This is a genomic window from Pseudomonas sp. Wu6, assembly GCF_019891515.1.
In the GTDB taxonomy this organism is placed as follows: Bacteria; Pseudomonadota; Gammaproteobacteria; order Pseudomonadales; family Pseudomonadaceae; genus Aquipseudomonas; species Aquipseudomonas orientalis_A.
This window is the reverse complement of sequence record NZ_JAFLXH010000041.1, coordinates 1-17,214: the sequence shown is the minus strand read 5'-3', so window position 1 is coordinate 17,214 and position 17,214 is coordinate 1. Positions and strand designations below refer to the sequence as shown.

At 61.7% G+C, this 17,214-nt stretch carries 12 protein-coding genes and 3 pseudogenes; 9 read left to right on the top strand and 6 right to left on the bottom strand.

Annotated features, from left to right (window positions below):
• Window positions 1-53 precede the first annotated feature (53 nt).
• The 3 genes and pseudogenes from J1G34_RS27725 to J1G34_RS23070 all read right to left on the bottom strand — a co-directional run.
• Window positions 54-569 (bottom strand): annotated as a pseudogene (locus J1G34_RS27725) (methyl-accepting chemotaxis protein); the annotation flags it as partial.
• Window positions 570-914: 345 nt separating this feature from the next.
• Window positions 915-1,997, bottom strand: a pseudogene (locus J1G34_RS27720) (HAMP domain-containing protein); the annotation flags it as partial.
• A 141-nt stretch (window positions 1,998-2,138) separates the two neighbouring features.
• Window positions 2,139-3,029: a bestrophin family protein gene (locus tag J1G34_RS23070; protein ID WP_057721971.1), complete on the bottom strand. Its 891-nt coding sequence runs from the start codon at window positions 3,027-3,029 to the stop codon at window positions 2,139-2,141.
• A gap of 330 nt (window positions 3,030-3,359) precedes the next feature.
• Between J1G34_RS23070 and J1G34_RS23065 the strand changes: the two genes are divergently transcribed.
• Together J1G34_RS23065 and J1G34_RS23060 are read left to right on the top strand one after the other, a co-directional pair.
• Window positions 3,360-4,211, top strand: coding sequence for a hypothetical protein (locus J1G34_RS23065; protein WP_170875999.1), 852 nt, complete (start codon window positions 3,360-3,362; stop codon window positions 4,209-4,211).
• A gap of 2 nt (window positions 4,212-4,213) precedes the next feature.
• The gene (locus tag J1G34_RS23060) at window positions 4,214-5,239 is read left to right on the top strand and encodes a GGDEF domain-containing protein (RefSeq protein WP_065892019.1); all 1,026 of its coding nucleotides are present in this window, start codon (window positions 4,214-4,216) and stop codon (window positions 5,237-5,239) included.
• A 17-nt stretch (window positions 5,240-5,256) separates the two neighbouring features.
• On the opposite strand, the gene J1G34_RS23055 is transcribed toward J1G34_RS23060, so the two are convergent.
• Window positions 5,257-5,556 (bottom strand): ArsR/SmtB family transcription factor, encoded by a 300-nt coding sequence (locus J1G34_RS23055; protein ID WP_065883595.1) that lies wholly within the window; start codon window positions 5,554-5,556, stop codon window positions 5,257-5,259.
• Between the two features lie 91 nt (window positions 5,557-5,647).
• On the opposite strand from J1G34_RS23055, the gene J1G34_RS23050 reads away from it, so the two are divergent.
• Together J1G34_RS23050 and J1G34_RS23045 are read left to right on the top strand one after the other, a co-directional pair.
• Window positions 5,648-6,739 (top strand): NADH:flavin oxidoreductase/NADH oxidase, encoded by a 1,092-nt coding sequence (locus tag J1G34_RS23050; protein ID WP_065936152.1) that lies wholly within the window; start codon window positions 5,648-5,650, stop codon window positions 6,737-6,739.
• Between the two features lie 288 nt (window positions 6,740-7,027).
• On the top strand, window positions 7,028-9,154 hold the full coding sequence (locus tag J1G34_RS23045) for a TonB-dependent siderophore receptor (protein ID WP_222994678.1): 2,127 nt from the start codon (window positions 7,028-7,030) through the stop codon (window positions 9,152-9,154).
• Between the two features lie 133 nt (window positions 9,155-9,287).
• Here the strand turns inward: J1G34_RS23045 and J1G34_RS23040 are convergent, their stop codons facing one another.
• Window positions 9,288-10,010 carry a FadR/GntR family transcriptional regulator gene (locus J1G34_RS23040; RefSeq protein ID WP_065892027.1) on the bottom strand — a complete coding sequence of 241 codons (723 nt, stop codon included), beginning with the start codon at window positions 10,008-10,010 and terminating at the stop codon, window positions 9,288-9,290.
• A gap of 48 nt (window positions 10,011-10,058) precedes the next feature.
• The gene (locus tag J1G34_RS23035; protein WP_003173349.1) at window positions 10,059-11,795 is read right to left on the bottom strand and encodes an IlvD/Edd family dehydratase; all 1,737 of its coding nucleotides are present in this window, start codon (window positions 11,793-11,795) and stop codon (window positions 10,059-10,061) included.
• Window positions 11,796-11,988: 193 nt separating this feature from the next.
• Between J1G34_RS23035 and J1G34_RS23030 the strand changes: the two genes are divergently transcribed.
• The 5 genes and pseudogenes from J1G34_RS23030 to J1G34_RS23010 all read left to right on the top strand — a co-directional run.
• Window positions 11,989-13,311: an MFS transporter gene (locus J1G34_RS23030; protein ID WP_222994677.1), complete on the top strand. Its 1,323-nt coding sequence runs from the start codon at window positions 11,989-11,991 to the stop codon at window positions 13,309-13,311.
• 15 nt (window positions 13,312-13,326) lie between these two features.
• Window positions 13,327-14,316, top strand: coding sequence for an AraD1 family protein (gene araD1 / locus J1G34_RS23025; RefSeq protein WP_065892031.1), 990 nt, complete (start codon window positions 13,327-13,329; stop codon window positions 14,314-14,316).
• A gap of 11 nt (window positions 14,317-14,327) precedes the next feature.
• Window positions 14,328-15,908 (top strand): aldehyde dehydrogenase (NADP(+)), encoded by a 1,581-nt coding sequence (locus tag J1G34_RS23020; RefSeq protein ID WP_222994676.1) that lies wholly within the window; start codon window positions 14,328-14,330, stop codon window positions 15,906-15,908.
• 16 nt (window positions 15,909-15,924) lie between these two features.
• Complete coding sequence (locus tag J1G34_RS23015; protein ID WP_222994675.1) at window positions 15,925-16,788, top strand: SMP-30/gluconolactonase/LRE family protein; 864 nt, start codon at window positions 15,925-15,927, stop codon at window positions 16,786-16,788.
• A gap of 138 nt (window positions 16,789-16,926) precedes the next feature.
• Window positions 16,927-17,214, top strand: a pseudogene (locus tag J1G34_RS23010) (arabinose ABC transporter substrate-binding protein); the annotation flags it as partial.

The window sequence follows — 17,214 nt, the reverse complement described above, 5'->3', positions numbered from 1 at the left end:
GGGGTGCAGCGATCAGGCGGTGAAGGGCTCACCGCCTGCTTTGGGAGAGGACGTCAGAACTTGAAGCGGCCCACCAGACCGTTGAGCTGACCGGAAATGTCGGTCAAACGCCCCGAGCCGGTCTGCGCCGTATGCGCAAACTCTTCAACCAGCTGCGCATCGGCATGGATCTGCGCGATGTGCCGGTTGATCTCTTCGGCCACCTGGTGCTGTTCTTCGGCGGCCGTGGCGATCTGGGTGTTCTGGTCGCGAATCGAGTCCACCGAGCCACGGATCTTTTCGAAGCTGTCGCGGGCCTGCTGGATACGCTCCACGCTGGTGTGCGACACCAGCAAACTGCCTTGCATCTGTTGGGTGACTTCCTGGGTGCGGCGGGCAAGATTGCCCAGCAGGCTGTCGATCTCGCCGGTGGAGTCGGCGGTGCGTCGAGCCAGGGCGCGGACTTCGTCGGCCACTACCGCGAAACCACGGCCCTGGTCGCCGGCGCGAGCCGCCTCGATCGCGGCGTTGAGCGCCAACAGGTTGGTCTGTTCGGCAATCGAACGGATGGTGTCGAGGATGGTGTTGATGTTCTGGCTGTCCTGCTCCAGCAACTGCATGGTCTGGGTCGACTTCTGCAAGTCTTCGCTGAGCTTGAGCACGCTGCCGGTGGCTTCGCCGATGTGCTGCTGGCCGTTGTGTACGTCGCGATAGCCTTCGTCGGCACTCACCGCAGCGGCGCTGCAGGAACGGGCCACTTCATTGGCGGTTGCCACCATCTCGTTGAAGGCGGTGCTCACCAGTTCCACCGCTTCGCGTTGGCGACCGGCGGCCTGGTTCATGTTACTGGCCACTTCGCTGGTGTCGGCGGCGGCGGTTTGCAGGTCCGAGGACGCGTTGCCGATGCGTTGCACCAGTTGGGCAATCATGCCCAGGAACTGGTTGAACCAGCCGGCGAGGATGGCGGTTTCGTCCTTGCCTTGCACCTTGAGCTGGCGCGTAAGGTCGCCTTCACCTTCGGCGATTTCCTGCAGGCCATCGGCCACGCCGCTAATCGGGCGCACGATCACGCGGGCGAAACTGGCGCCGACAATGGCGAACACGACGGCCAATACCGCGGCGATGGCCGCGATCAACCAGGTCAGGCGGGTGGCACCGGCCATTACTTCATCGCGCTTGATCAGGCCGATAAAGCGCCAGCCCAGGTCTTTGGAGCTGACCACGTTGGCCATGTAGGCCACGCCGTCGATGTCGACCTGAGTCACGCCGTCGCCGCCCTTGGCCAGTTCGGCGTAGTTGGGGCCCAGGTCGGCCAGGGGCTTGAAGTTGTGCTTGGCATCGCTGGGGTCTACCAGCACGTTGCCGTTGTCTTCCACCAGCATCAAGTAGCCGCTGTCGCCCAGCTTGATGGTGCGTACCAGTTCAGTGAGTTGCTTGAGCGACACGTCCAGGCCGACCACGCCGAGGATATTGCCCGTGGCATCGGCGACGGCGCGCACGGTACCGATCAGCACCACATCGTCCGGCGCCCAGTAGTAGGCACCGGTGCGCACGGTCTTGCCCGGGGCAGCGACGCCGGCCTGGTACCAGGGGCGCACGCGTGGGTCGTAGTTGTTCAGCTTGGTGTCGTCCGGCCAGCTGGCGTAGCCGCCATCGCGCAGGCCCAGGGACAGGTAGGCGGTGCTGGGATGGCTTTTGGCGAACTGGTCGAATATCGCCAGCAGCTCGATATTGGTCGGTGTCAGGGGGACTTTCGCCCCATCCGCGCCGGCGTAGCTTTTCAGGTCCTTGGCCGCAACAACGCGCGGGTCCTTGGCCACGAATTCGACGTTCTGGCTGATGCCGTCGAAAAACTGCTTCATGCCATTGTCGATCTGGCGGATCTCGCGACCGCTGCTGTCGAGAAAGTTGGCAAGGGCGCCTTCGCGCACATTCAACACCACAATAACGGCGACCAGGATGACCGGCACGCACGCGATGGCCGCAAACGCCCATGTCAGCTTCTGCTTGATATTCATGACTTCACCCGCGGGTATTTATAGTTTTGGCAAGGGGGAAACGGTCGTGCTAAGCGTCGCATGCGTTGTTATGGGGCCGAGGCCATGCGTACCCTCGGTTTATCGACCGAGGGCGCCGGCACTTGAGGGGGAAGGGGGGGCTCAGCCGATTTGATCGCCGGCCAGGGCATCACGGCGCATGGACTGCAGGTTTTTCTCGATGGTTTCGCAGATGGCTTCCATTTGGATCTGATGTTCGCTGGAGCGAAACGGGCTTTGCAGGTCGGTGCCGATGCGTTCGATTGCCAGCAGCATGAAGCCCACCACCGTAGAGGCCAACGGGGTGAACCAGCCGAGGGATTCCACCAGGCCCACCGGTACGATCAGGCAGAACAGCGAAATGAACAGCCGGGGGAAATACACGTAGGGGTAGGGCAGCGGCGTGTTGGCGATGCGCTCCATGCCGCCCTGGGCATTGGACAGGTCCACCAGGGTCGACTCCAGCCGCGCCAGGCGGATGCTGTCCAGGTGACCGGCCTTGTATTCCCGGGCGAGCAAGGCGGCCGAGCCGGTCAGGATATCGTTGGCAAAGTTGTTGGTGGCGCCATTGCGTGCGAATTCCTCGTCTGGGATGAACGCGCGCACTTCCTCCGGGCAGGGCTCGCCCTTGAGGTGCGCGGCCAGGCAATTCACATAGGCCACATGACGGCGCAGCAGGGTCGATTTGATCGGGTTCACTTCGCTGTCGGGGTCGTCCAGCAGGGTCAGCACCTGGCGCGCGAAACTGCGCGAGTTGTTGACCATCGAGCCCCATAAAGTGCGCGCTTCCCACCAGCGGTTGTAGGCGCTGCTGTTACGGAAGCTGATCAGCACCACCAGCGCCGAACCCAGCAAGGTCAGGGGCATCAGCGGCAGGTTGATCTTGGAGTTGAGGAACAGCATGAAATCCACCGTGACGGCGATATCCCACAACAACAGCCAGAACAGGGCCCAGCCCACATAGCCCATGGTCTTGATGATCAGGCGGTATTTCTTGAGAAGGGCAGCTTTCAAACGAGAACCTCGCGCGTGCGTTTGGCGACAATGCCAGGTTACGACGCCGCAGGCGGATGAAGGTTCGCCCAACGAGACCTGGTTGGATGTTTTAGCGCGACGCCAGGGTGGATGTAACAGGAAGTGTCTTCGAACTGCCGATGGCAGGGGGCACCGGGGAAACTGGAACAACTTTGGTACTGATGACGTCTTGCGCAGCAATCGCTGTACATTGCGTTCGAGGCAAAAAGCCATTAACCGCAGGGTTTACCACGTGATTTGTTTTGGGGCCGGGCTGCAGGGATTTCGTAGCTGAGATCAGGAATCAAGTTGGATGATCAGGGCTCTTTCATGCATGTCAGTTCGTTGAAGTCGGCTATGTGGAGTACCGCGCAAGCAATCGAACGTCATAAGGATTTTGAATCGTGCTTGAGAGCGCATTACCACGTGCTGCTCGTGCCCTATTCCAGACGACCGTTTTTCTATAAGAGTGCACTTAAATACAGTCGTCTGATGGTGTCGTTTGCGTTATTGAGTGAGTACTTCGCCACACCGTTACCGTTGTTGTCCGAAGTTAAAACCCTGTGCGTGACGCGCAGGTATTGTTCAAAAAACAGCCTGGAATCAATGTTTCTGTTATTACGGGCGCTGGGCTTTATGGAGGTGGCGCCGCACCCGGAAGACAGTCGTTTCCGAGTGTATGCGCCCTCGGATGAAGCCTGCCGTGAAGCACGCTTGATGTTGAACTCGCTTACCGAGTCGTTGGCGCGGCTGTACCCTGACCGGGCGATATTCCGGAAAATGCGCGAGCTGGATGATCGCGGCTTCCTGGCCCTCTACTTCAGGGGCTTTGCCATCATTCTCGACGCCGACCTGACGGTCGATGTATTGCTGCCCGAGTGTTACTGGCTGGTGAAAAGAGACGCCGGGCACCTGTTGATGCTGGCCATTTATAACGACGCCTTTGCGCCGGAAAATGATCGGGCAACGTTCAGGTCATCGTCTTATCTTGCCTTGGCCAAGCAACTTTCGGTGTCCAAGACCCACATTATCCGAATGGTTCAGGAGGGCGTTGAAAAGGGCTATTTCAAAGCGCACTCCAAGACCCGCCTGGAAGTGCTGCCACCCTTCGTCAGCCTGGTAAAGCGGTTCATGGCCTTTTCATTTGCGGTGGGCCTGCATGCTATTGAAATGGGAGCGTAAGGATGCCGGCTCACTTGAAGTTAAGACCCAGGATGCGCAGGTTGTTGTCGCCTGCGGTCACGCAAGCCGAATGGATAGGCATCATTGCCTGGACAGGTATCGGTTGGATGCAGGCAACGCTGTTGGACCTGTATATGTTGAGTGTCACCCTTGCCCTGTTGCTTGTTTGCCGTGTTCATTCGCTGACGACTAATTTTCTACTGTGGCGCTTTCTGGGGGTGACCTACATCGTGCTGTTGTCAGTGGGGTTTGCCTATGTGATTCACTTGAATCCGCAATTGCGTATCTATGGCTTGCCCTTGGCGGTCACGCTGGTGGTCGGCAGCGCCATCCTGTTTATCAGCGTTCAGGACTATCTGGTCGGCGCGCTGTCGGTGTGGCTCATCCTGTGGTCGCCCATGCAGGCCGAGCTGTATGCCGCAACCCAAGGCTATCTGTTGATATTTTGCGCCTCGTCGGTGTCGATCGGTTTTATCCTCAGCTACTCGTACCTGAAGAACCTGCGTTCGGTGTTGCTGGTGGAAAGTGAGTTTCGCGCCTTGGCCGAGACCGATTACCTGACGTCTATCCTCAACCGGCGCGCGTTCATGCAGAGCTTCGAAAAGCTGCTCGACAGCGGCCACGGTGGCTATTTCATCATGCTCGATATCGACAGTTTCAAGGCGATGAACGACCGGTATGGCCACGACGTTGGGGACAAGATTCTGCGCGCCATGGCGCTCTGCCTGAAAAACGCCAAAGGCAGCTTCAGCTTTGGAAGGATCGGCGGGGAAGAGTTCGGCGTGCTGTTGCAGGGCGATGACCCGGCGTTTGCCTGCGAGTTTGTGCTGGATTTGCTGCAGGCGATCCGTTGCAGCGTCGCGGCCCCGCACAACTATACGTGCAGTGCCGGCATGGCGCGCTTTGCCTCAGGTGACGAACTGTCGATGGTACTCAAGATCGCCGACAAGAACCTGTATGGCGCCAAGCGCAATGGCAAGGACTGTGTGCATCTGGATGGCGCGCCGCTGCGGCCCGTCGCGGCCTGAAGCGCAGCCGGCGTGATTCAGCGCTGGGCCAGTACGCTGGCCAGCAACCCGGGGAAACGCTCCTCGAGTTCATCACGGCGCAATGAGTTCATGTGGGTGGTGCCCACATTGCGCGTGTTCACCAGGCCGGCGTCGCGCAATACCCTGAAGTGGTGGGACACGCTGGATTTGGGTCGCCCACCGTCCAGTTCACCACAGGTGGCTTCGGGCACGTCGGCCAGGCAGCGCACGATTTCCAGGCGTACGGGGTCGCTGAGGGCGTAAAGCAGACGCTCCAGCGTGAGTTCTTGCAGGGTAGGGTGTTTGAATGCGCGCATGGAGCGAATCATAACAGGGGGGTAGCACTGAACACCATAGTTCGATTACCATCGAACTATCGAATCAACCACCTTTCCCTCGGAGTATCTGATGTCCGCATTATTCGAACCGTTCAAACTCAAAGACGTTACCCTGCGCAATCGCATCGCCATCCCACCGATGTGCCAATACAGGGCCGACGACGGCATGGTCAATGACTGGCACCACGTGCACCTGGCCAGCATGGCCCGCGGCGGTGCCGGCCTGCTGGTGGTCGAGGCCACCGCCGTCTCGCCTGAGGGGCGTATCACCCCAGGCTGCGCCGGTATCTGGAGCGATGCCCATGCCCAGGCATTCGTGCCCATGGTCAAGGCCATCAAGGCGGCGGGCTCCGTACCGGGTATCCAGATCGCCCACGCCGGTCGCAAAGCCAGCGCCAACCGTCCATGGGAAGGCGACGACCACATCCCTGCGTCCGATGCCCGTAGCTGGGAAACCATCGCCCCTTCGGCGATTGCGTTCGGCGAGAACCTGCCCAAGGTGCCGCGTGCCATGACCCTGGACGATATCGCCCGGGTCCGGCAGGATTTCGTCGACGCCGCCCGTCGCGCCCGTGATGCCGGTTTTGAGTGGATCGAACTGCACTTCGCCCATGGCTACCTGGGCCAGAGCTTTTTTTCCGAACACACCAACCAGCGCACCGACGCCTACGGTGGCAGCTTCGACAACCGCAGCCGCTTCCTCCTGGAAACCCTGGCCGCCGTGCGCGAAGTCTGGCCGGAAAACCTGCCGCTTACCGCACGCTTCGGTGTGATCGAATACGACGGTCGCGATGAGCAGACCCTCACCGAGTCCATCGAACTGGCGCGCCGTTTCAAGGCCGGTGGTCTGGACCTGCTGAGCGTCAGCGTCGGGTTCACCATTCCCGACACCAACATCCCGTGGGGCCCGGCCTTCCTGGGCCCGATCGCCGAGCGTGTGCGCCGCGAAGCGGGTATTCCGGTGACATCGGCGTGGGGCTTTGGTACGCCGCAACTGGCCGAAGGCGCGCTGCAGGCCGGGCAACTTGACCTGGTGTCGGTGGGCCGTGCACACCTGGCCGATCCGCATTGGGCGTACTTTGCGGCCAAGGAGCTGGGCGTGGACAACGCCTCCTGGACCCTGCCGGCGCCTTATGCGCACTGGTTGGAGCGCTATCGCTGAGGCCAGTAAAAAGCGTTTTTGCGCATATCTAAATGTGGGAGGGGGCTTGCCCCCGGTAGCAGTGGCTCAGTCTCAATATTTTTGACTGATACACCGCCATCGGGGGCAAGCCCCCTCCCACATTTGTTTTTCATCCACCAGACAATCCGCGCCACTTCGTACAAAGCTGATACACGAAAAATAACAAATGAGAACGGATATCAAACGAGAATGCATTGATATATGATGCGCGGCGAATTCTTGGCAGGTTTGCCGCCCCATCTGGCTCATTCACTAGGTTCAACATCCATGCGTCGTACCCTGATTTCCATCTGTGTGCTGCAGGCGTTTTCCCCGTTCAGTTGGGCAGATAGTGCCCCCACCGAAAAAACCAGCCTTGAGTTGCAGGCGACCACTGTGACCGGCACGGCGGATTTCGAGACGGCTCAAGGACCGGTCAAGGGCTACCACGCCACACGTTCAGCCAGTGCGACGCGTACCGATACATCCATCCATGAAACACCGCAGTCCATCACCGTGGTCTCCAAAGACGTGGTCGAGGACATCGGTGCGACGCGTCTGCAAGATGCGCTCGATTACGCGGGCGGGGTGGGCCGGGCGAATAACTTCGGCGGCCAGGGCCTCACCAATTTCACCGTGCGCGGTTTTACCACTGCAGAGTTCTATCGCAACGGTTTCCCCGTGAACCGCGGCTACCCGGCCATGCCCGACGCCAACACGATCGAACGTCTTGAAGTGTTGCGTGGCCCGGCGACCATGCTCTACGGCCGGGGCGATCCCGGCGGCACCTTCAACGTGGTGTCCAAGCAGCCGTTGGCCGAGCGCACGGTCACACTGGGCAGCCAACTGGATGATCAAGGCATGAAGCGCGGCACCCTGGATGCGTCCGGCCCGCTGGATGAAGAAGGCCGCCTGGCCTATCGCCTGAATGTGGTGGGCGAGGGCGGCGATACGTTCCGCGACCATGTCTCCACCGAACGCTACGGCGTGGCCCCGGTGCTGACCTGGCAAGCGACCGATGAGACCAAGGTGATCTTCGAAGGCGACTTCATACGCAACAACCACCCGCTGGATCGCGGCCTGACCCGCTTTGCCAACCAGCGCGGCACGCCGTCGCGCGACACCTTCTGGGGTGAAAAGTACGCCGGTGACCTGCACAACGATAACAACACGGCCCAGTTGCGCTTCGAGCATCTGCTCAACGACAACTGGACCCTGGGCGGTGGGTTCCAGTGGCTGGACGGCACGATGAAGGGCGATGGCGTGGAGGCCAATAACGCGAGCAGCCTCGGCGCTGACGGCCGCACCCTGCAGCGCAACTTCAACTACCGCAAGCTGGAATGGACCGACAAGGATTATCAGCTCAACCTTACCGGGCACTTCGCCACTGGCGGTTTCGAGCACACCTTGTTGACTGGCATCGAGTACGAGGATTACGACTACAAGTCGATCATCCAACGTTCCAGCGCTGCTTTCCCGATCGATATCTTCAACCCGGTCTATGGCCAGCCACGTCCGGCGCTGACCCGCACGCCGACCCACGATAAAGAAAACCTCAAGACCTATGCGGTCTTCGTCCAGGACCAGGTGGCGCTGACCGAACGTTTGAAAGTCCTCGCCGGCGCACGCCTTGAGCGCTTCGAGCACCAGTACGAATCCTACGTGTCGGGCGTCAAACCCTGGAACGCAGCCGACAACGCCGTCACCCCGCGCGTCGGCGTGATGTATGACCTCACCGACACCGTCGCGCTCTACGCCGATGCCGCCCGCTCCTTCAAGCCGAACACCGGTGCCAGCCGTCAAGGTGGCGGGTTCGAGCCGGAGAAAGGCAAGTCCTATGAGATGGGCGTGAAATGGGAAGCGCTGGATAAACAGCTGAGCGTCGACGCGGCGATCTACCAGATCGAAAAGAAGAACGTCCAGGGTGTCGACCCGCTCAACGCCGATTTCAAGGTCGCGACCGGCGAGGTGCGCAGCCGTGGTTTCGACCTGAACGTGGCCGGCAACCTGACGCCTGAATGGCGGATGATCGGCGGCTATGCCTATGTGGATGCCGCCGTTACCAAGGACACGACGGTGCGTACCGGAACGCGTCAGGCCAACATCCCGCGCAACAGTTTCAGCCTGCTCAACGTGTACGAGTTCCAGGATGGCGCACTCAAGGGCCTGGGCCTTGGCGCCGGTGGCAAATACGTGGCTGATCGTGCCGGGCAGACCGCCAATTCCACCTTCACCATGGACGCTTACACGGTGGTCGACCTGCTCGGTTACTACAAGGTCAACGAGAACGTGCGGCTCAACCTGGATGTGAAGAACCTGTTCAACCGTGAATACGAAGAGGGCTCGTTCCTGAACTTCTACGCCTACCCGGGCGAGCCGCGCACGGTGCAGGTGGGCATCGCCTACACCCTCTGACGCTGTACACAGTCCAAATGTGGGAGGGGGCTTGCCCCCGATGCGGTATGTCAGCCAGCTCTGTTGTCGCTGACCCACCGCCATCGGGGGCAAGCCCCCTCCCACATTTGATTCCATTTATCCCTTGGGCGATCTACAACGGCGTCAACACATTCATCACCGTATCCAGCGCCACGCGGGTGTCATCCAGTTGCACCAGCGAGGCATGCCGCGCGCCCAGCGCGTCACGGTTTTTTATCGCGGTCAGAATCGCCTTGTGCCGGGGCAGGCTCAACCCCTGGATATCCGGGCGGCGGTTGGTGATGTTGATCGATTCACGCAACGGCAGCGAAAGCATGTTGCACATGTAGGCGAGCAGGTCGTTGCGCGTGGCGTCGGCAATCGCACGGTGAAAATCCAGGTCGGCCTGCAACAGTTCTTCGTGGGTCTTGGCGGTTTCCATGCCCTGGTAGGCGTGTTCGATGATGGCGATATCTTCATCGGTGGCGGTGGTCGCTGCCATGGCGGCGATTTCCGGTTCGAGAATGCGCCGCACCCCGGCCAGGGTATTGAAGAATTCACTGTGGGGCGTGGACTGCATCAACCAGGACAGCACGTCCGGGTCGAGCAGGTGCCATTTCAAGCGTGGCCGCACCACCGCGCCCACGCGCGGCTTGGAATACACCAGGCCCTTGGCGCTGAGCACCCGCGTCGCCTCGCGCAACACCGAACGGCTGACCTTGTATTCCTCGCAGAGCGTGGCCTCCATGGGCAGACGTTCTTCGGGCTTGAAGCGGCCGGAAACGATGTGCATGCCCAGGTCTTGAACGATCTGGGCATGCTGGCTCTTGCGCGGCTTGGGCGGCTGGTGATCCATAACGACGGGCAGGCTCTGACTTAGATTCGCGGCATCATAGCATCCCAATTAGTGGGAATGCCGTGGGACTTCAGCCCCTCGGCAACCCACCAGGAAGTCGAAGTCGCAGCCCTGGTCAGCCTGCAGCACATGGTCGATGTACAGCTGGCGATAGCCGCCGACGATGAGTTTTTCAGGTGGCGCCAGGTCGGCCATGCGCGCTGCCAGCTCTGCGTCGGGGATGTCCAGGTGCAGGCGGCCGTTGGCGCAGTCGAGCTCAATCCAGTCGCCTTCCTTCACCGCAGCCAACGGCCCGCCGGCCGCCGCTTCCGGCGCCACGTGCAACACCACCGTGCCGTACGCCGTGCCGCTCATGCGCGCATCGGAAATGCGCACCATGTCGGTCACGCCCTGGGCCAGCAACTTGGCCGGCAGGCCCATGTTGCCCACTTCAGCCATGCCCGGGTAACCCTTGGGCCCGCAGTTTTTCATGACCAGGATCGAGTTGGCGTCCACGTCCAGCTCCGGGTCGTTGATGCGTGCCTTGTACATGTCGAAGTTTTCGAACACCACCGCGCGGCCACGGTGCTGCATCAGCTCGGCACTGGCGGCCGATGGCTTGAGCACCGCACCGAGTGGCGCCAGGTTGCCGCGCAGTACGCAAATGCCGCCGTCGGCGCGGATCGGGTTGTCGAGGGTGCGGATCACCTCATCCTGGCCGTAGATCGGCGAGTCCTTGGTGTTTTCGCCCAACGACTTGCCGTTGACGGTCAAGGCATTCGGGTGCGGGATCAGGTTGGCTTCACCGAGACGGCGCAACACGGCGGGCAGGCCACCGGCGTAGTAGAACTCCTCCATCAGGAAGCGCCCCGACGGCTGCAAATCGACAATGGTCGGCATGCCACGGCCGATGCGCGTCCAGTCATCCAGGTCGAGCTCGACGCCGATGCGCCCGGCGATGGCTTTGAGGTGAATCACCGCGTTGGTCGAGCCGCCGATGGCCGCGTTGACGCGAATCGCGTTTTCAAACGCTTCTTTGGTGAGAATCTTCGACAGTTTCAAATCTTCGCGCACCATCTCCACCGCGCGCATGCCGGACATATGCGCCAGCACATAACGCCGCGCATCCACCGCCGGAATCGCCGCGTTGTGCGGCAGGGAGGTGCCCAGCGCTTCGGCCATGCAGGCCATGGTCGACGCGGTGCCCATGGTGTTGCAGGTACCCGCCGAGCGCGACATGCCGCCTTCGGCCGCAAGGAAATCATCCAGGGTGATGGTGCCGGCCTTGACCTGTTCGCTGAGCTGCCACACCACCGTGCCCGAGCCGATGTCCTGGCCCTTGTGTTTGCCGTTGAGCATCGGCCCGCCGGTGACGACGATGGCCGGCACATCACAACTGGCGGCGCCCATCAGCAGCGCCGGAGTGGTTTTGTCGCAGCCGGTCAGCAGCACCACGCCATCGATCGGGTTGCCGCGAATCGCTTCTTCCACATCCATGCTCGCCAGGTTACGCGTGAGCATGGCGGTAGGGCGCAGGTTCGATTCGCCGTTGGAGAACACCGGAAATTCCACCGGAAAGCCACCGGCTTCGATCACGCCGCGTTTGACGTGCTCGGCGATCTGGCGGAAATGCGCGTTGCACGGGGTCAGCTCCGACCAGGTGTTGCAGATGCCGATGATCGGCTTGCCATGGAACTGATGGTCGGCAATGCCCTGGTTCTTCATCCAACTGCGGTACATGAAGCCGTTCTTGTCGGCAGTACCAAACCACTGGGCGGAGCGTAGGCCGGGCTTTTTATCAGACATGATCGATTCTCTTATTGTATGACTATATGTTCTAACCGTAGCTAAACATAAGCGCAAAAACCAAGCTTTGGAAGAGTTGTTTTGTAAATAGTCCTACTATATAGTCTTTCTCAACTGAGGTATGACCCTGGCGGATTTTCGCGAGAGGCGTCCCCCGAGCTTCTATAAAAACAACAATCGGAGATCGACCCCCATGAGCCAGGAACTGCGGCTTATTCGGCGCATCACGCTGAAACTGATTCCCTTCCTGATCCTGCTGTACCTGATTGCCTATGTGGACCGCTCCGCCGTTGGCTTCGCCAAGCTGCACATGGGCGCCGACGTCGGCATCGGCGATGCGGCCTATGGCCTGGGCGCCGGGTTGTTCTTCATTGGCTACTTCCTGTTCGAGATTCCCAGCAACCTGATGCTCGACCGCTTCGGCGCGCGGCGCTGGTTTGCGCGCATCATGATCACCTGGGGCACCATCACCATCGGCATGGCCTTTGTGCAGGGGCCGCACAGCTTCTACGTGATGCGCTTTCTGCTCGGCGCGGCCGAGGCGGGGTTCTTCCCGGGCGTGCTGTACTACATCACCCAATGGTTCCCGGTGCGCCATCGCGGCAAGATCCTCGGGCTGTTCATTCTGTCCCAACCCATCGCCATGATGATCACCGGCCCGGTGTCGGGCGGCCTGCTGGGCATGGATGGCCTGCTCGGCCTGCACGGCTGGCAGTGGCTGTTTATCGTGATCGGCACCCCGGCGATCCTGCTGACCTGGCCGGTGCTGCGCTACCTGCCGGACGGCCCCAAGCAGGTCAAGTGGATGAGCGAGGAAGAAAAGGCCTGGCTCACGGGTGAGTTGAACAAAGACCTGCAAGCCTACGGCCAGACCCGTCACGGCAACCCGTTGCATGCGTTGAAAGACAAGCGCGTGTTGCTGCTGGCGCTGTTCTACCTGCCGGTGACCCTGAGCATCTACGGCCTTGGCCTGTGGCTGCCGACCTTGATCAAACAGTTCGGCGGCAGTGACCTCACCACCGGCTTCATCTCCGCCGTGCCTTACCTCTTCGGCATCATCGGTCTGCTGATCATCCCGCGCAGTTCCGACCGCCTGAATGACCGTTACGGCCACCTCGCCGTGCTCTATGTACTGGGCGCCATCGGCCTGTTTTCAAGCGCCTGGCTGAGTGCGCCCGTGCTGCAGATGGCGGCGCTGTGCCTGGCCGCATTCGCCCTGTTTTCCTGCACCGCGGTGTTCTGGACCTTGCCGGGGCGGTTCTTCGCCGGCGCCAGTGCGGCGGCGGGTATTGCGTTGATCAACTCGGTGGGCAACCTCGGCGGGTACATCGGCCCGTTCGTGATCGGTGCGCTCAAGGAATACACCGGCAACCTGGCTTCGGGCCTGTACTTCCTGTCGGCGGTGATGGTGTTCGGGCTGGTGTTGACCGGCGTGGTCTACCGTGTGCTGGAGCGCAAGCATGTGCTGCCCTTCGACCAATTCGCCGCCAGCGCCCGTGGCGCCACACGACCTTAATCTGGGAGAAAATTCATGCGTTTAGTTCAGTTCGAGTCAAGCAACGGCGAACGCCGCGTCGGCGTCGTCGAGGGCAGCCAACTGCGTGAGGTGCGCAGCGCGTGCAGCGTGCGCGAGTTGGCCCTGGCCGCCATCGAAGCGGGCGTGGGCCTGGAACAACAGGTGAACAGCCTCGGCCTGGGCGACAGCCACGACTATGCAAGCCTGCTGGCCGACCTGAAGGTCCTGCCGCCGCTGGATCATCCGGACCCTGCACACATGCTCATCAGCGGCACCGGCCTGACCCACCTGGGCAGCGCTTCGGCGCGGGACAAGATGCACCAGGCCGGCGACGAGACCGCCTTGACCGACACCATGCGCATCTTCAAATGGGGCGTGGAGGGCGGCAAGCCGGCGGCCGGCCAGGCGGGCGTGCAACCGGAGTGGTTCTACAAGGGCGACGGCAGCACCGTCGTGCGCCCGGGCGCTGCCTTCCCGGTACCACCGTTTGCCGAAGATGCCGGTGAAGAGCCGGAAATCGGCGGCCTCTACGTGATCGGCCCGGACAGCAAGCCCTATCGTGTGGGCTTTGCGGTGGGCAACGAATTCTCCGACCACATCATGGAACGCAAGAACTACCTGTACCTGGCCCATTCCAAACTGCGCAGTTGCAGCTATGGCCCGGAAGTGCGTGTCGGCGAGTTGCCCCAGCACCTGGCGGGCACCAGCCGTATCCTGCGCAACGGCGAGGAAATCTGGCGGAACGAATTCCTCAGCGGCGAGGCCAATATGTGCCACAGCCTGGAAAACCTCGAGTACCACCACTTCAAATACCGCCAGTTCCTCAAGCCCGGCGATGTGCATATTCACTTCTTCGGCACCGCCACGCTGTCATTTGCCGACGGTATACGTACCCAGGCCGGCGATGTGTTCGAGATCAGCCAGGCTGAGTTCGGCGCACCGCTGGTCAACAGCGTCGGCAGCAGCGACGCGGTATTCGAACCCGGTAACGTCATCACCCTTTAAAGGAGAGCCCCATGACCCAGTTCCTCGGCCACAACTACATCGGCGGCCAGCGCAGCGCCAACGGCAGCGTCAAGCTGCAAAGCGTCGACGCGACCACAGGCCAGGCCTTGCCCCAGGACTTCTATCAGGCCACCCCGGAGGAAGTCGACGCCGCCGCCACGGCCGCCGCCCAGGCGTATCCAGCCTACCGCGCCTTGAGTGCGGCGCGGCGCGCGCAGTTCCTGGATGCGATCGCCGACGAACTGGATGCCCTGAGCGATAACTTCGTTGAGTTGGTGTGCCGCGAAACCGCCTTGCCGGCTGCGCGTATCAAGGGCGAGCGTGGGCGCACCAGTGGCCAGATGCGCCTGTTCGCCAACGTGTTGCGCCGTGGTGATTTCTACGGTGCGCGCATCGACAAGGCACTGCCGGATCGCCAGCCGCTGCCGCGTCCGGACCTGCGCCAATACCGCATCGGCCTCGGCCCGGTCGCCGTGTTCGGCGCCAGCAACTTCCCCCTGGCTTTTTCCACGGCCGGTGGCGATACCGCGGCGGCGTTGGCGGCAGGCTGCCCGGTGGTGTTCAAGGCCCACAGCGGTCATATGGCGACGGCTGAACAGGTCGCCGATGCAATCATTCGTGCCGCGCAAGCGACCGAGATGCCCGCCGGTGTATTCAACATGATTTTCGGTGGCGGCGTCGGCGAAGCGCTGGTCAAGCATCCGGCGATCCAGGCCGTGGGCTTTACCGGCTCGCTCAAGGGCGGCCGTGCCCTGTGCGACATGGCCGCAGCCCGCCCGCAACCGATCCCGGTATTTGCCGAGATGTCGAGCATCAACCCGGTGATTGTATTGCCCCAGGCCCTCAAGGCACGGGCCGAAAGCGTGGCCCGCGACCTGACCGCTTCGGTGGTGCAAGGCTGCGGTCAGTTCTGCACCAACCCAGGCCTGGTGATCGGCATCGCTTCGCCCGAATTCAGCGCATTCACCCAACAAGTGGCGCAGCTGATCGGCGAGCAACCGGCGCAGACCATGCTCAACGCCGGCACCCTGGGCAGCTATGGCAAGGGCCTGGAAAAACTCCTGTCCCACCCTGGCATTGAACACCTGGCCGGCAACGCGCAATCGGGCAACCAGGCGCAGCCGCAACTGTTCAAAGCCGATGTACGCCTGTTGATCGACGGCGACGAAGTGCTGCAGGAAGAAGTCTTCGGCCCCACCACGGTGTTTGTCGAAGTCGCCGACCAGGCCCAGCTCAGCACCGCCTTGCACGGCCTGCACGGGCAGTTGACGGCGACGATCATTGGCGAGCCGGGCGACCTGCAACAGTTCGCCGAACTGACGCCGCTGCTGGAGCAGAAAGTCGGGCGCATCCTGCTCAACGGATACCCCACCGGCGTGGAAGTCTGCGATTCGATGGTGCACGGCGGGCCGTACCCGGCCACCTCGGATGCCCGTGGCACCTCGGTCGGCACCTTGGCCATCGATCGTTTCCTGCGCCCGGTGTGCTTCCAGAACTACCCTGACAGCTTGCTGCCCGACGCGCTGAAGAACGCCAATCCGCTGCGTATCCAGCGGCTGGTGGATGGCGCGCCGTCTCGCGAATCGCTGTAAGTCACCCGGAGGCTTCATGACATTGAGCGCAGTCACCTCACACCGTGCCCGGTTGGGCGAAGGGCCGTTCTGGGATGTGCGGTCCCAGGCCCTTTATTGGGTGGATATCGCCGCCCGGCAGGCGCTGCGCCTGATGGGCGGGCAGTTGCGGGTCTGGCAATTACCCGAGCACGTCTCGGCGTTCATTCCCTGTGAAAGCGGCGATGCACTGGTGACCCTGAGCAGCGGTGTGTACCGGCTGGACTTGAACACCGAAGCCTTGACCCTGCTGTGCGTGGCCGACCCGCAAGCGGGCAACCGTGGCAATGAAGCGCGCTGCGATGCCCAGGGCCGACTGTGGCTGGGCACCATGCAGAACAATATTGGCGAGCAGGGTGAAGACCTGCCGATCACGCGACGCTCCGGCGGGCTGTTTCGCATCGATGCCGATGCGACGGTCACGCCGTTGCTCAGCGGGCTGGGCATTCCCAATACCTTGCTGTGGAACGAGGAGGGTAGCCAGGTGCACTTTGGCGACAGCCTGGATGGCACGCTCTATCAGCATTCGATCCACGCCGATGGCCGGCTGGCACCCGCACAGGTGTGGTTCGGCCCGCACGAACGCGGCGGGCCGGACGGCTCGGCCATGGACACTGAAGGCTATATCTGGAATGCGCGCTGGGACGGCAGTTGCCTGCTGCGCCTGGCGCCTGACGGTGAGGTGGACCGCATCATCGAACTGCCGGTCAGCCGTCCCACCAGTTGCGTGTTCGGTGGAGCGGATCTCACCACCCTGTATATCACCAGCGCCGCGAGCCCCTTGGGTCACCCCCTGGACGGTGCGATGCTGGCCATAGACGTTGATGTCCCTGGAAAACCTTGCACTCGCTTTGCCGGATAAACCCTGTAGGCGCGAGCTTGCTCGCGAAAAACGTCAACGATAACGCGTTCATCCTGGATGAACGCGGTGCTCTCAGGTTTTTCGCGAGCAAGCTCGCTCCTACACAAAAACACAAAACAACAACAAGGAGTCACCCGTATGAATCGTCGTCGTGGTTTGCGTTCCCTGTGCTGCGCCGCTGTGGCGGTCTCGGCCATGAGCTTGAGCGGGCTGTTGCTGGCCGCTGAAGAAGTGAAGATCGGCTTCCTGGTCAAACAGGCCGAAGAACCCTGGTTCCAGACCGAATGGGCCTTCGCCGAAAAAGCCGGCAAGGAGCACGGTTTCACCGTGATCAAGATCGCCGTGCCGGATGGCGAGAAAACCCTGTCGGCCATCGACAGCCTGGCCGCCAACGGCGCCAAGGGCTTTGTGATCTGCCCGCCGGAT